13 protein-coding genes and 2 tRNA genes are annotated in these 13,938 nt (G+C 57.6%); 1 reads left to right on the forward strand and 14 read right to left on the reverse strand.

The window, feature by feature from the left end; genetic code table 11:
• Nucleotides 1-13: 13 nt before the first annotated feature.
• The 9 genes from rimP to rlmE all read right to left on the reverse strand — a co-directional run bounded on the left by rimP (nt 14) and on the right by rlmE (nt 7,058).
• A complete protein-coding gene (gene rimP, locus DFS28_RS15200; RefSeq protein WP_010463487.1) occupies nt 14-472 on the reverse strand; it encodes a ribosome maturation factor RimP in 459 nt (152 codons plus the stop codon).
• 138 nt (nt 473-610) lie between these two features.
• A tRNA-Met gene (locus tag DFS28_RS15205) sits at nt 611-687 on the reverse strand.
• Nucleotides 688-783: 96 nt separating this feature from the next.
• A tRNA-Leu gene (locus DFS28_RS15210) sits at nt 784-869 on the reverse strand.
• A 22-nt stretch (nt 870-891) separates the two neighbouring features.
• A complete protein-coding gene (gene secG, locus DFS28_RS15215) occupies nt 892-1,275 on the reverse strand; it encodes a preprotein translocase subunit SecG (RefSeq protein WP_017336473.1) in 384 nt (127 codons plus the stop codon).
• A 4-nt stretch (nt 1,276-1,279) separates the two neighbouring features.
• Nucleotides 1,280-2,035, reverse strand: a complete 756-nt coding sequence (tpiA, locus tag DFS28_RS15220) for a triose-phosphate isomerase (RefSeq protein WP_074873676.1) — start codon at nt 2,033-2,035, stop codon at nt 1,280-1,282.
• Nucleotides 2,036-2,101: 66 nt separating this feature from the next.
• Nucleotides 2,102-3,439 carry a phosphoglucosamine mutase gene (glmM, locus tag DFS28_RS15225; protein ID WP_111450463.1) on the reverse strand — a complete coding sequence of 446 codons (1,338 nt, stop codon included), beginning with the start codon at nt 3,437-3,439 and terminating at the stop codon, nt 2,102-2,104.
• 16 nt (nt 3,440-3,455) lie between these two features.
• On the reverse strand, nt 3,456-4,307 hold the full coding sequence (folP, locus tag DFS28_RS15230; RefSeq protein ID WP_111450464.1) for a dihydropteroate synthase: 852 nt from the start codon (nt 4,305-4,307) through the stop codon (nt 3,456-3,458).
• Between the two features lie 8 nt (nt 4,308-4,315).
• Nucleotides 4,316-6,226 (reverse strand): ATP-dependent zinc metalloprotease FtsH, encoded by a 1,911-nt coding sequence (ftsH, locus tag DFS28_RS15235; protein WP_111450465.1) that lies wholly within the window; start codon nt 6,224-6,226, stop codon nt 4,316-4,318.
• Nucleotides 6,227-6,428: 202 nt separating this feature from the next.
• A complete protein-coding gene (gene rlmE / locus DFS28_RS15240; protein ID WP_111450466.1) occupies nt 6,429-7,058 on the reverse strand; it encodes a 23S rRNA (uridine(2552)-2'-O)-methyltransferase RlmE in 630 nt (209 codons plus the stop codon).
• A gap of 105 nt (nt 7,059-7,163) precedes the next feature.
• On the opposite strand from rlmE, the gene DFS28_RS15245 reads away from it, so the two are divergent.
• Nucleotides 7,164-7,472, forward strand: a complete 309-nt coding sequence (locus DFS28_RS15245; RefSeq protein WP_008005472.1) for a YhbY family RNA-binding protein — start codon at nt 7,164-7,166, stop codon at nt 7,470-7,472.
• A gap of 9 nt (nt 7,473-7,481) precedes the next feature.
• Here DFS28_RS15245 and DFS28_RS15250 read toward each other — a convergent pair whose 3' ends face one another.
• From DFS28_RS15250 to dapB, 5 genes are all read right to left on the reverse strand, one after another.
• Nucleotides 7,482-7,886, reverse strand: a complete 405-nt coding sequence (locus tag DFS28_RS15250) for an MFS transporter (protein ID WP_111450467.1) — start codon at nt 7,884-7,886, stop codon at nt 7,482-7,484.
• Between the two features lie 28 nt (nt 7,887-7,914).
• Nucleotides 7,915-8,391, reverse strand: coding sequence for a transcription elongation factor GreA (gene greA, locus DFS28_RS15255; RefSeq protein ID WP_019651075.1), 477 nt, complete (start codon nt 8,389-8,391; stop codon nt 7,915-7,917).
• Complete coding sequence (gene carB, locus DFS28_RS15260) at nt 8,388-11,609, reverse strand: carbamoyl-phosphate synthase large subunit (protein ID WP_111450468.1); 3,222 nt, start codon at nt 11,607-11,609, stop codon at nt 8,388-8,390. Before carB ends, greA begins: the two co-directional genes overlap by 4 nt.
• Nucleotides 11,610-11,727: 118 nt before the next feature.
• Nucleotides 11,728-12,864, reverse strand: a complete 1,137-nt coding sequence (gene carA / locus DFS28_RS15265) for a glutamine-hydrolyzing carbamoyl-phosphate synthase small subunit (RefSeq protein WP_111450469.1) — start codon at nt 12,862-12,864, stop codon at nt 11,728-11,730.
• 259 nt (nt 12,865-13,123) lie between these two features.
• Complete coding sequence (dapB, locus tag DFS28_RS15270; protein ID WP_111450470.1) at nt 13,124-13,930, reverse strand: 4-hydroxy-tetrahydrodipicolinate reductase; 807 nt, start codon at nt 13,928-13,930, stop codon at nt 13,124-13,126.
• Between the last annotated feature and the right edge of the window lie 8 nt (nt 13,931-13,938).

Consider the following 13,938-nt stretch of genomic DNA (forward strand, 5'->3'; position numbering starts at 1 on the left):
CGGGATCCGCGTCTCAGTCAAAACTGGGAATAATGTTGGCCTTGTCGATCATATCGATCGGCAACAGGAACTCATGGTCTTCTACCTGCACCACGACGTCCTGCTCTTCTACACCGCGCAGAAGGCCCTGAAAGTTGCGCCGGCCTTCAAAAGGCGAGCGCAGCTTGATCTTCACTTGTTCACCGGCAAATTTTGCAAACTGCTCAATAGTGAACAGCGGGCGTTCCATGCCAGGCGAGGAAACTTCAAGGGTGTATTCAACGGCGATTGGATCTTCAACATCCAGAACACCACTGATCTGACGGCTGACAATGGCACAATCGTCCACCAGCACGCCGCCCTCTTTATCGATATAAACGCGCAACATTGAGTGGCGACCTTGAGCCGAAAACTCAATACCCCAGCATTCATAGCCTAGGGCCACGACCACCGGGGCCAGCAAGGCCTGCAACTCTTCTAGCTTGCTCGACACCTGAACCCCCTCGTGCATGTATGTGCATGCTGTGCAAAATAAAAAAATGGGCGAAACGCCCATCCTTGAAACGCCGTCGAACAGCGGCGTTGAAAGTGTCCAGCTAACAAAAAGCCCCTTAAAAGGGGCTCCTTAAACTGGTTGCGGGGGCCGGATTTGAACCGACGACCTTCGGGTTATGAGCCCGACGAGCTACCAGACTGCTCCACCCCGCGACAAAGCTGGGGCGGAAGTATACGACCGATCCCTGACAGGGTCAATGTAACCTTCCACCTACAAGAAAGCCCGCAACAGCGGGCTCTCCTGATAATTGGTACCGAGAAGGGGACTCGAACCCCTACACCCTATGGGCACAACCACCTCAAGGTTGCGTGTCTACCAATTCCACCACCTCGGCAATACTACGTTTGAAACCCTTCTTACTTTTGCTCTTGAGCTGGAGGCACGTCAGTCGCTGGAGTAGCCGACTTTTGCTCTTGAAGCACCGGTACATCATCAGAAGCCGGTTGTTGCTTTGGAACTTCCAACACTGCCGGGTTTGGCAAACCTACTTGAGTCAGCTGATGAGCCTTCTCTTTAGCAAAGTAACCTAACCCCAAGCTGGTTATGAAGAAACCGGCGGCAAGTATAGCAGTAAACTTACTAAGAAAGGTAGAGGAACCTTGGCTTCCGAACACAGTATTTGAAGCACCTGCTCCGAAAGACGCGCCAGCATCCGCACCTTTACCCTGCTGCAGCAATACCAGAGCAACTACGCCCAATGCACCCAGCAGATGAAAAACGACTACGACTGTTTCCAGCATTTTTTCAGTTTCCCGCGGCGCGACAAATCGCACCGAACTCATCTGCATTCAGGGAAGCCCCACCAATGAGCCCCCCATCGATATCCGGCATGCCGAACAGTTCGACCGCATTGGCCGCCTTCACGCTGCCGCCGTATAGAAGCCGCACACCTTGTGCGACCTCAGAATTCTCTGCCGCCAACTGAGCGCGAATGGCTGCGTGCACATCCTGCGCCTGTTGCGGCGAAGCAGTCAGCCCGGTACCAATGGCCCAGACCGGCTCGTAAGCGATTACTGCCTTTGCAAAAGCACCAACACCGAGCTCCTCAATGATACTGCCTAGCTGACGCCCGACAACCTCAAGAGTTTTTCCAGCTTCGCGCTCTTCAAGGGTTTCCCCTACGCACAACACCGGAATCAAGCCACATGCCTGTGCCGCTGCGAACTTGCGAATCAGCATTCCGTCCTGCTCGCCCATTATCTGGCGGCGCTCGGAGTGCCCGACAAGCACCAGGGAACAACCTGCATCCACCAACTGACTCGGCGAAATCTCACCGGTCAATGCACCTTGCATGGATTCCACCGCAGAATTCTGCGCGCCGACCGAAATCGACTTTCCTTCCAGGCCATCAATCACTTGATTGATATGCAAGAAAGGCGGGAATACCGCTACATCAACATCGCTCGGCAAGGCCAGATGACGAAGGCCATTGATCAGCTCAGCGACGCTGGCGCGGGTACCGTGCATCTTCCAGTTACCAGCTACCATAGGGCGACGCATGCTGTACCTCGTCGGTCAAAGTGGGCGCAGATGTTACCCAACACAATCATGGCTGGCAAGCCGAAATCAGGCAGAAACTTCAGTAACCAGTTTTGCCAGCTCTTCGGCGTAGCCGCGAACCTGTGTTTCGTCCTCGCCTTCGACCATGACCCGCACCAGCGGCTCCGTCCCGGACTTGCGCAACAGCACGCGCCCACGACCAGCCATGGCCTGGGTCACGCGCTCGCTGGCCTCTTTGACTGCCGGATGATCGAGGGGGCTCGCGCCGCCGCCGAATCGCACATTGATCAGCACCTGAGGGCACTTGCGCAGCGCCTGACGCGATTGTGCCAGCCCCTCGGAGCGGGCCTTCAACGCCATCAATACCTGCAATGCGGCAATGATCGCGTCACCGGTAGTGGTGTGGTTAAAGCAGACAATGTGGCCCGAATTTTCACCACCCACCAGCCAGTCGCGCTCAAGCAACTCGGAGATTACATACCGATCGCCAACATTGGCCCGCACAAAAGGAATTGCCAGATCCGCCAGGGCGAGCTCCAACCCCAGGTTACTCATCAGCGTACCGACCACCCCCCCCTGCAACTTGCCTTGCACATGCAGGTCGCGAGCAATGATAAACAGCAACTCATCACCGTCGACGACAGCACCGGTATGATCGACCATCTGAACCCGATCACCATCACCGTCAAAGGCGATACCCAAATCAGCATGCTCGGCCAATACGGCAGCTTGCAGCGGTTCCATATGGGTCGAACCGCAATTTTCATTGATGTTCAGGCCGTTAGGATGAGCAGAAAGCACAACGACATCGGCCCCCAGTTCACGGAATACACTAGGCGCCACCTTGTAGGTCGCGCCATGGGCACAGTCGATCACGATCTTCATGCCCGCGAAGCTGGTGCCGGTCGGGACGCTGCTTTTGCAGAATTCGATATAACGGCCTGAAGCATCGTTGATGCGCGATACCTTGCCGATCTTGCTCGACTCAACCACGGTCATCGGGGTGTCGAGCAACTCTTCGATCATATGTTCGACTTCATCAGGAAGCTTGGTGCCCTTCCCGGAGAAAAACTTGATGCCATTGTCATCGTGAGGGTTGTGCGAGGCACTGATCACGATGCCCGCTTCAGCCTGGAAGGTACGCGTCAGGTAGGCAATGGCCGGTGTCGGCATCGGCCCCAGAAGCATGACATCGGCACCTGCCGAAGTAAGTCCGGCCTCAAGCGCAGATTCGAACATATAGCCAGAGATCCGAGTGTCCTTGCCCACCAATACCTTGCAGGCGCCCATTTTGCGGAACGCCATGCCAGCAGCCCAGCCGAGCTTGAGCATGAAGTCAGGAGTAATTGGATATTCGCCGACCCGACCACGAATGCCGTCGGTGCCAAAGTATTTCTTAGTCATAAGTACTCCATCATTCTTATTCGGCTGATTCCACTGCGGCGATCATTCGCACCACATCGACGGTTTCGGCCACATCATGGACGCGCAATATACGCGCCCCCTTGGCCGAAGCCAGCGCTGCGAGCGCCAGACCGCCATACAGGCGCTCTCCGACCGGGCGACTCAACGCCTGGCCTATCATGCTCTTTCGCGAAACCCCGACCAACAGGGGTCGCCCCAAGGCATGCAAGGCCTCCATATGTTTGAACAAGCTTAGATTGTGCTGCAAGGTTTTTGCGAAGCCAAAGCCCGGATCAAGGATGATCCGGTCCGCTGTAATTCCTACCGACGCACACTGAGCCATGCGCTCAGCGAGGAACTCGCCCACCTCTTTCGTGACGTCCTGATACTGCGGATTGTCCTGCATGTCGCCCGGCTCACCGAGCATATGCATCAGACAGACTGGCAGGCCAGTGGCTGCGGCCGCATCCAGAGCGCCATCGCGCCGCAGCGAGCGCACGTCATTGATCAACCCAGCGCCAAGTCGTGCGGCTTCGCGCATTACAGCTGGCGTGGAAGTGTCGACCGAGATAATGACATCCAGCTCCCGGTGAATTCGCTCGACGACCGGCGCTACACGCTCAAGCTCTTCCAGCGGTGAAACCACCCTGGCACCCGGCCGGGTCGATTCGCCACCGACATCAATCAACGTCGCGCCAGCCGCCACCATAGCCTCGGCGTGGCGCAAGGCCGCATCGAGCTGGCTATATTGGCCGCCATCAGAGAAGGAATCGGGAGTGACATTGAGAATACCCATGACGTGCGTCAGGGCTAAATCAAGAACCCGATTGCCGCAAGGCAACCGGGTCGAGGACTGAACAGAAGTCATTTCAAACCTTAAACGTCAGCAGCCGGACCGCCGATCGGTGTTTCCGGACGCGGATCCTGTGCCACCGGAGGCGTTCCGGAGGTACCGGTGCCGCCCGACCAGTCGCGAGGTTCACGAGGCGTACGCCCCGCCATGATGTCGTCGATCTGATCAGCATCGATCGTTTCGTACTTCATCAAGGCATCAGCCATGGCGTCGAGCTTGTCACGGTTATCGGTGAGGATCTGCTTGGCCGTGCCGTAGCACTGATCAATGATGCTGCGCACTTCCGAGTCGATCAACTTGGCTGTCTCACCGGAGAAGCTTGCACCCTGACCGCCACCGCCGCGACCGAGGAACACTTCACCCTCTTCTTCTGCGTACATCAACGGGCCGAGTTTTTCCGACAAGCCCCACTTGGTTACCATGTTCCGTGCAATCTGGCTGGCACGCATGATGTCGTTGGACGCACCGGTGGTCACACCATCGAAGCCCAGGGTCATCTCTTCAGCAATACGGCCGCCGTACAAAGAGCAGATCTGGCTGATCAACGCACGCTTGGACAGGCTGTAGCGATCTTCTTCCGGCAGGAACATGGTCACACCCAGCGCACGACCGCGAGGAATGATAGACACCTTGTAGACCGGATCATGCTCAGGCACGACACGACCAACAATTGCGTGACCCGCTTCGTGATAAGCGGTGTTCTGCTTCTCTTTCTCGGACATGACCATGGATTTGCGCTCGGCGCCCATCATGATCTTGTCTTTGGCCAATTCGAACTCTTTCATTTCGACGATGCGCTTGCCGGCACGGGCCGCGAACAACGACGCTTCGTTCACCAGGTTAGCCAGGTCAGCACCGGAGAAACCAGGGGTACCACGAGCGATCACAGCCGGAGCGACATCGTCACCCATTGGCACTTTTCGCATGTGAACCTTGAGAATCTGCTCGCGACCACGGATATCCGGCAGACCGACGACAACCTGACGGTCGAAACGGCCCGGACGCAGCAACGCAGGGTCCAGTACGTCCGGACGGTTGGTTGCAGCGATGACGATAATGCCGTCATTCATTTCAAAGCCATCCATCTCTACCAGCAATTGGTTGAGTGTCTGCTCGCGCTCGTCGTGACCGCCACCCATGCCGGCGCCACGGTGGCGACCGACGGCGTCGATTTCATCGATGAAGATAATGCATGGAGCGTGTTTCTTGGCCTGTTCAAACATGTCGCGAACACGGCTGGCACCGACACCGACGAACATTTCGACGAAGTCAGAACCGGAAATGGTGAAGAACGGCACTTTGGCTTCGCCGGCAATGGCCTTGGCCAGCAAGGTTTTACCGGTACCCGGAGGACCCACCATCAGCACGCCGCGAGGAATGCGACCGCCCAGACGCTGGAATTTGCCCGGATCACGCAGGAACTCGACCAGCTCACCAACCTCTTCCTTGGCTTCGTCGCAACCGGCAACGTCACCCAAGGTGGTTTTCACCTGATCTTCGGAGAGCAGGCGCGCCTTGCTCTTGCCAAAGCTCATTGGCCCGCCCTTTCCACCGCCGCCGCCCTGCATCTGCCGCATGAAGAACATGAATACGGCGATGATCACCAGGATCGGGAAGCTTGCGACCAGGAGCTGAGTCCAGATGCTTTGCTGTTCAGGCTGCTTGCCTTCGACTACGACATGGTTGTCCACGAGGTCGCCGATCAGACCGTTGTCCTGGATTGCCGGACGAATGGTCTTGAAGCTGTCGCCATCGTTGCGTTTGCCGGTAATCACGTAGCCGTCAACTGCTACGCGCTCGACCTTGCCATCCTTGACCTGCTGGATGAAGTCGGAATAGTTGAGGGTCTGCGGCTCATTAGGGCTGGAGAAGTTGTTCATCACTGTCACCAGGACAGCCGCGATGATCAACCACAGGATCAGATTCTTTGCCATATCGTTCAATTAACTACCCTCTGAAGCAAGCTCCGCTAATGGCGCGCGCTTCGCATGATATTCACCGGCCTAACTTACTACATTACCTACGACTCTGGCAGGCGCCGTCTGTAACCCTTTGTGAAACACTTTCTACACAATATTCGCTAATGCTCACGGGGCGAAATACGAAAATCCTATCGACCCGCAAAAAAACCCCGATTTACTCACTACGGCCGCGGTAGCCCCAAGCCAGCATGTATTGCTCGCGGGAACTGCCACGGGAAGAGTCCGGCTTGATCATCTGGACCTTGTCGAATTTCTGACGAGCATCCTTCACGTAAGCATCAAACCCTTCGCCCTGAAACACCTTGATCACGAAATTACCACCCGGCTTGAGTATCCGGCCCGCCAGATCAAGAGCCAGCTCACATAGAAACATGGCTTTTGGCATGTCCACCTCAGGCGTACCACTCATATTGGGGGCCATATCGGAAATCACAAGGTCCACCTGCGAATTACCCACGGCTTCAAGGATCTGAGCGAGCACTTCGTCCTGGGTGAAGTCACCCTGGATGAAAGTCACGTCCGGAATGCTGTCCATTTCCAGGATGTCCGAGGCGATCAGGCGCCCCTGACCACCGATCAGCCGACTGGTGACCTGCGACCAGCCGCCGGGCGCCGCTCCCAGGTCGACAACGCTCATACCTGGACGGATCAGTTTGTATTTCTCCTGGATCTCCAGAAGCTTGTAACTCGCACGCGAGCGGTAACCATCCTTCTGCGCCTGCTTCACATAGGGATCATTAACATGTCTTTGCAGCCACTTAAGGCTTGTCTTGGAACGGGCCACGGGCCACCTCGAAAATAAAACGGGTCGTGATTAACTGGGCGGTCCCGTACTCGCTCGGGTAAACTGGCCGCCGCTTTTTACAAGATCAGACGCAGGGGTCAGATTATGCCGCTCACTCAAGAGCAGAAGAAACAGTACAAATCCATTGGCCACCATCTGAAACCAGTTTTGACTGTGGCTGACAACGGTTTGACTGAAGGTGTGTTAGCCGAACTTGAACGCGCTTTGGCGGATCACGAGCTGATTAAAATCAAGCTCAACATCCTCGATCGCGAGTCGCGCTTGGCGAACATTGCAGAACTGTGCAAGGTCGGCAAAGCGGACCTGGTTCAGGTCATCGGCAAGATGGCACTGATTTACCGCAAGAACTTCAGCGTCAACAAGCAGCTGTCGAACGTTCATCGCTTCAAGTGATGACAAGGGTCAAGGGTGTGCTTCGCGCACCCTGCCACTCCATCCAGGCACCGGTTGCAACACCAGCACCAGCCCGGAAAACCCCAGAACAAGATAGCTGAACACCTGCCAACGCACGGCATCCGGCCAGCCGATACGCACCGCGACATACATCGCACACGCATACAGCGCCATCAGCAGCAGTTGCCCGCGAATATCGCGCCATAGACTGGCAAGGCCCTCGGCCTGAACCAGCACCAAAGCCTGAAAAATCACACACGCTGCGGCGAATCCCACCATCAGCGCATCAAGCATGCCTGCAATTTCGTCGATCAGCAGCGGCGCCAAACCAATTCGGCCCAGCACCGGCAGCAGACCAATGTGCAACAGCCACAGGCCGCCGACCCACAACATCTGAGTCAGCTGCCAAAGCATGGCACCCGCACGTAGCGGGCGCCTGCGCTTAGATGTGGCGTACTTCGACAATCTCGTACTCGATAACGCCGCCAGGCGTTTTCACGGCAACCACATCACCCTCTTCCTTGGCTATCAAGGCGCGGGCCAGTGGCGAGCCGACCGAAATCTTGCCGAGTTTGAAGTCAGCCTCATCCTCACCCACGATGTGGTAAGTGACGCGCTCGTCAGTCTCGACATTGGCGATTTCAACGGTGGTGCCGAAAATCACTTTACCGGTGTGAGGAATGGTCGTGACGTCAATGATGACCTGATTCTGAATCCGGCCTTCAATGTCACGAATCCGCGCCTCAACCATACCTTGCTGCTCACGAGCAGCGTGGTATTCGGCGTTTTCCTTCAGGTCACCCAACTCGCGGGCCGTGCCGATGTCCTGGCTGAGCTTCGGGCGGACGACCTTGGTCAGGTGAGCGTGTTCTTCTTCCAGGGCCTTCGCGCCCTTGACGGTCATTGGGTACTTGATCATGCCTTCAATCCTGCGTGTAGATCCTGCAAGCGGCGTACGGTCTTCTCGGGACCGAACTTCAGCGCTTCGCAGATAGCTTCGCCAGCAGCAATAGTTGTGGTGCAGTAAATCTTGTGCTGCAAGGCATTACGACGAATGGAATAGGAGTCAGCGATCGACTGACGGCCTTCGGTGGTGTTGATGATCAGAGTGACTTCGTCGTTCTTGATCATGTCGACCACGTGCGGACGACCTTCGGTCACCTTGTTCACACGACGCACTTTCAGGCCTGCGGCTTCGATCAGCTTGGCAGTACCGGCAGTGGCGACCACTTCGAAACCCAAGTTGATCAGATCACGGGCCACGCCTGCAACCAGTGGCTTGTCGTCGTCACGCACGCTGATGAACGCAGTACCGCCGGTCGGCAGCACTTCGCTGGCGCCCATCTGGGCCTTGGCGAATGCTTCGCCAAAGGTGTCGCCCACGCCCATCACTTCACCGGTGGACTTCATCTCTGGGCCCAGGATCGGGTCCACGCCAGGGAATTTGGCGAATGGGAACACTGCCTCTTTCACACTGTAGAAGTTCGGAATAATTTCTTTGGTGAAGCCGATTTCCTTCAGGGTCTTACCGGCCATCACGCGAGCCGCGATCATTGCCAGGGAAACACCGATGCACTTGGACACGAACGGTACGGTACGGGAAGCGCGCGGGTTGACTTCGATGACGTAGATGTCTTCGCCTTGCAGCGCCAACTGAACGTTCATCAGGCCGACAACCCCAAGTTCCAGGGCCATTTTCTTGACCTGTTCGCGCATCTCGTCCTGGATGTGTGCAGGCAGCGAGTATGGCGGCAGGGAGCATGCGGAGTCACCGGAGTGAACGCCAGCCTGCTCGATGTGCTGCATGATCGCGCCGATCACCACGTCGGTGCCGTCGCAGACCGCATCCACGTCCATTTCGATGGCGCAGTTGAGGAAGTGGTCGAGCAGCACCGGGCTGTCGTTGGACACTTTCACAGCATCGCGCAGGTAGCGCTTGAGCTCTTCTTCTTCGTAGACGATTTCCATCGCACGGCCGCCCAATACGTAGGACGGACGCACCACCAGCGGGTAACCGATCTTGGTGGCGGCACGAATCGCTTCGTCTTCGCTGCGCACGGTGGCGTTTGGCGGCTGACGCAGGTTCAGGCGCTCAACCATTTGCTGGAAGCGCTCACGGTCTTCGGCACGGTCAATTGCGTCAGGGCTGGTGCCGATGATCGGCACCCCGGCTTCTTCCAGGGCACGCGCCAGTTTCAGCGGGGTTTGGCCGCCGTACTGGACGATCACGCCTTTCGGCTTCTCGACGCGGCAGATTTCCAGCACGTCTTCCAGGGTCACTGGCTCGAAATACAGGCGATCGGAGGTGTCGTAGTCGGTGGAAACGGTTTCCGGGTTGCAGTTGACCATGATGGTCTCGTAACCGTCTTCGCGCAGGGCCAGTGCCGCGTGTACGCAGCAGTAGTCGAACTCGATGCCCTGGCCGATACGGTTTGGACCGCCGCCGAGGATCATGATCTTGTCGCGGCCCGACGGCGCAGCTTCGCACTCTTCCTCGTAAGTTGAGTACATGTAGGCGGTGTCGGTGGCGAACTCGGCTGCGCAGGTATCAACGCGCTTGTAGACCGGGAAGATCTCCAGCTTGTGACGGTGGCGACGCAGAGCCTTCTCGGTCACGCCCAGCAGCTTGGCCAGACGCATGTCGGAGAAGCCTTTGCGCTTGAGGCGGAACATCAAGTCGCGGTCGATGCTGGCCAGACCCAGGGTCTTGACCTTCTCTTCTTCCTTGATCAGATCTTCGATTTGCACCAGGAACCACGGATCGATCATGTTCATGCCGAAAATGTCTTCGACCGACAGGCCGGCGCGGAAGGCATCAGCCACGTACCAGATACGCTCGGCACCCGGCACGGTCAGTTCGCGCTTGAGGATGCTCATGCTTTCCGGGTTGCTCAGGTCGAGCTTCTCGTCCAGACCGCAAACGCCCACTTCCAGGCCGCGCAGGGCTTTCTGCAGGGATTCCTGGAAAGTCCGGCCGATGGCCATGACTTCACCGACCGACTTCATTTGAGTGGTCAGGCGTGCGTCGGCTTTCGGGAATTTCTCGAAGGCGAAACGTGGCAGCTTGGTGACGACGTAGTCGATGGACGGCTCGAAAGATGCGGGAGTAGCGCCGCCGGTGATTTCGTTCTGCAGCTCGTCCAGGGTGTAGCCGATCGCCAGCTTGGCGGCGATACGCGCAATCGGGAAACCTGTGGCTTTCGAGGCCAATGCCGAAGAGCGGGATACACGCGGGTTCATCTCGATCACGACCATACGGCCGGTGTCCGGGCAGATGCCGAACTGAACGTTGGAGCCGCCAGTTTCCACGCCGATCTCACGCAGTACCGCCAACGAGGCGTTACGCATGATCTGGTATTCCTTGTCCGTCAGGGTTTGTGCCGGAGCAACGGTGATCGAGTCACCGGTGTGCACGCCCATCGGGTCAAAGTTTTCGATGGAGCAGACGATGATGCAGTTGTCCTTCTTATCGCGGACAACCTCCATCTCGTATTCTTTCCAGCCGATCAGGGATTCGTCGATCAGCAGCTCTTTGGTCGGCGACAGGTCGAGACCGCGGGCGCAGATTTCTTCGAACTCTTCACGGTTGTAAGCGATACCGCCACCGGTGCCGCCCATGGTGAAGGACGGACGGATGATGCACGGGAAGCCGAGCTTTTCGAGGACCGCGTTGGCCTCTTCCATGCTGTGGGCGATACCCGAACGCGGGCAGTCCAGGCCGATGGATTTCATCGCCTTGTCGAAGCGCGAACGGTCTTCAGCCTTGTCGATGGTGTCAGCATTGGCGCCGATCATCTCTACGCCGAACTTTTCCAGAACGCCTTCGCGCTCCAGGTCCAGTGCGCAGTTCAGAGCGGTCTGGCCGCCCATGGTTGGCAGCAGCGCGTCCGGGCGCTCTTTCTCGATGATCTTGGCAACGGTCTGCCACTTGATCGGCTCGATGTACGTAGCGTCGGCCATGTCCGGGTCGGTCATGATGGTCGCTGGGTTGGAGTTCACCAGGATGACGCGGTAACCCTCCTCGCGCAGGGCTTTACAGGCCTGGGCGCCGGAGTAGTCGAATTCGCAGGCCTGGCCGATCACGATAGGGCCAGCGCCGAGAATCAGGATGCTTTTAATGTCTGTACGTTTTGGCATGGGTTTGTCACTCAAATCCGCAGGTCAGTCGGCAAGCCGTCTTGTTCAATCTTTGAAGTCTTGAGGGGGCCACCGGTGTCGGGACCGCCCCCAAGCTTTGCTACATCACGGCGAGCGATTAGCGTCGCTTGGCCATTTCATTGATGAAGCGATCAAACAGTGGTGCTACGTCGTTCGGGCCAGGGCTGGCTTCAGGGTGACCCTGGAAGCTGAAGGCGCTCTTGTCGGTAAGCTCGATACCTTGCAGGGTGCCGTCGAACAGCGATTTGTGGATCGCGCGAACGTTGGCTGGCAGGGTCGTTTCGTCTACCGCAAAACCGTGGTTCTGGCTGGTGATCATCACCACACCGGTATCCAGATCCTGGACCGGGTGGTTGGCACCGTGGTGACCGTGACCCATTTTCAGGGTCTTGGCGCCGGAGGCCAGGGCCAGCAGTTGGTGACCGAGGCAGATACCGAACACCGGAATGTCAGTTTCCAGCACATCTTTGATCGCCTGGATCGCGTAGTCGCAAGGCTCCGGATCACCAGGGCCGTTGGACAGGAACACGCCGTCCGGCTTCAATGCCAGCGCTTCAGCTGCTGGTGTCTGTGCAGGCACTACGGTCACGCGGCAACCGCGCTCGACCAGCATGCGCAGGATGTTCAGCTTGACGCCGTAGTCGTAGGCAACCACGTGGTACGGCAGCTCGGAGGCTTCGATAGTCGCGTGGCTGTCGGTTTTCAAATCCCAGACAGTCGAGCGCCACTCGTACTTCTCTTTGGTGCTGACGACTTTCGCCAGGTCCATGCCTTTGAGACCAGGGAAACCCTGGGCGGCGGCGATGGCGGCTTCTTCGGAAATGTTGTCACCGGCCATGATGCAGCCGTTCTGCGCGCCTTTTTCACGCAGGATGCGTGTCAGGCGGCGAGTGTCGATACCGGCGATTGCCACAACGTTGTTGGCTTTCAGGTAGTCGGACAGAGACATCGTGTTACGCCAGTTGCTCGCAACCAGTGGCAGGTCACGGATAACCAGGCCAGCGGACCAGACGCGGTCGGACTCGGCGTCTTCCGGCGTGGTGCCGGTGTTGCCGATGTGCGGGTAAGTCAGGGTAACAATCTGTTGGGCGTAGGAAGGATCGGTAAGGATTTCCTGATAGCCGGTCATGGCGGTGTTGAACACCACCTCACCAACGGTTTGACCGTCGGCTCCAATGGCTTCGCCGCGAAAAATGCTGCCATCAGCAAGGGCGAGTATGGCTGGCTTAGTCAAGAAGACCTCCCGTAAATAAAGCCTGAAAGGGCGATCGCAGGTTGTAAAAAAGCGGAGTGACGTATGGACACGTCACCCCGCTTCTTCACCGAATAATTCTGCGCGCTTTTAGTGGACACACTAAAGCTGTAGCTTACAGAAAAAGGCATTTTTGGTCTACCGCCAATGAGCCTTAAAGGCCGGGGAATGCGACAGGACGTCGCTTGGCGGAGTAAAACCGGGCTCAAACTCACGATTTGAACCCGATTTCGGGCGCATCTTAACGCAGATCGAGTACGTCTTGCATGTCGTAAAGACCCGGCTCACGACCGTCCAGCCACAACGCAGCACGTACCGCGCCTTTGGCGAAGGTCATGCGACTGGACGCTTTATGCGTGATCTCCAGGCGCTCACCCTCACAGGCGAACAGCACCGTATGATCGCCAACCACATCACCACCGCGAACAGTGGAAAAGCCGATCGTTTCACGCTCGCGAACACCGGTATGACCTTCGCGACCATACACCGCGACCTTCTGCAGATCACGATCCAGGGCGCTTGCGATGACTTCACCCATACGCAGAGCGGTACCTGAAGGCGCATCGATCTTGTGCCGATGATGAGCCTCGATGATCTCGATATCCGCGTCATCACCCAGCACACGAGCAGCCATGTCGAGCAGCTTCAGCGACAGGTTTACACCGACACTGAAATTGGCTGCGAACACGATCGGAATATCCTTGCCGGCCTCGGCCAGCAGCTGCTTCTGCGCGGCGTCCAGCCCTGTCGTGCCGATCACCATGGCCTTGCCCGCCTTACGGCAGAACGCCAGGTTTTTCAGCATGACTTCCGGGAGCGTGAAGTCGATCAGCACGTCGAACTCATCTGCCACCGCGTCCAGATTGCCGGACAGTGGAACGCCGATACGCCCCAGCGAGGCCAGCTCACCAGCGTCCACGCCAATCAGCGTACTGCCAGGGCGTACGATGGCTGCCGTCAGCCCGGTCAGCGGCGCGCGTTGCTGCACCGCCTCGACCAGAATCTTGCCCATGCGCCCGGCAGCGCCCATCACAGCTATACGTCGCATGCCGACTC

It is taken from the genome of Pseudomonas sp. 478 (assembly GCF_003254125.1).
Lineage (GTDB): Bacteria > Pseudomonadota > Gammaproteobacteria > Pseudomonadales > Pseudomonadaceae > Aquipseudomonas.

Coding starts and splice junctions, on each gene's coding strand:
- secG (WP_017336473.1), bottom strand. CDS start 1,275: ATGCTGGAAACAGTCGTAGTCGTTTTTCATCTGCTGGGTGCATTGGGC.
- carB (WP_111450468.1), bottom strand. CDS start 11,609: ATGCCAAAACGTACAGACATTAAAAGCATCCTGATTCTCGGCGCTGGC.
- glmM (WP_111450463.1), bottom strand. CDS start 3,439: ATGACTAAGAAATACTTTGGCACCGACGGCATTCGTGGTCGGGTCGGC.
- folP (WP_111450464.1), bottom strand. CDS start 4,307: ATGACTTCTGTTCAGTCCTCGACCCGGTTGCCTTGCGGCAATCGGGTT.
- DFS28_RS15250 (WP_111450467.1), bottom strand. CDS start 7,886: ATGCTTTGGCAGCTGACTCAGATGTTGTGGGTCGGCGGCCTGTGGCTG.
- dapB (WP_111450470.1), bottom strand. CDS start 13,930: ATGCGACGTATAGCTGTGATGGGCGCTGCCGGGCGCATGGGCAAGATT.
- greA (WP_019651075.1), bottom strand. CDS start 8,391: ATGATCAAGTACCCAATGACCGTCAAGGGCGCGAAGGCCCTGGAAGAA.
- tpiA (WP_074873676.1), bottom strand. CDS start 2,035: ATGCGTCGCCCTATGGTAGCTGGTAACTGGAAGATGCACGGTACCCGC.
- ftsH (WP_111450465.1), bottom strand. CDS start 6,226: ATGGCAAAGAATCTGATCCTGTGGTTGATCATCGCGGCTGTCCTGGTG.
- DFS28_RS15245 (WP_008005472.1), top strand. CDS start 7,164: ATGCCGCTCACTCAAGAGCAGAAGAAACAGTACAAATCCATTGGCCAC.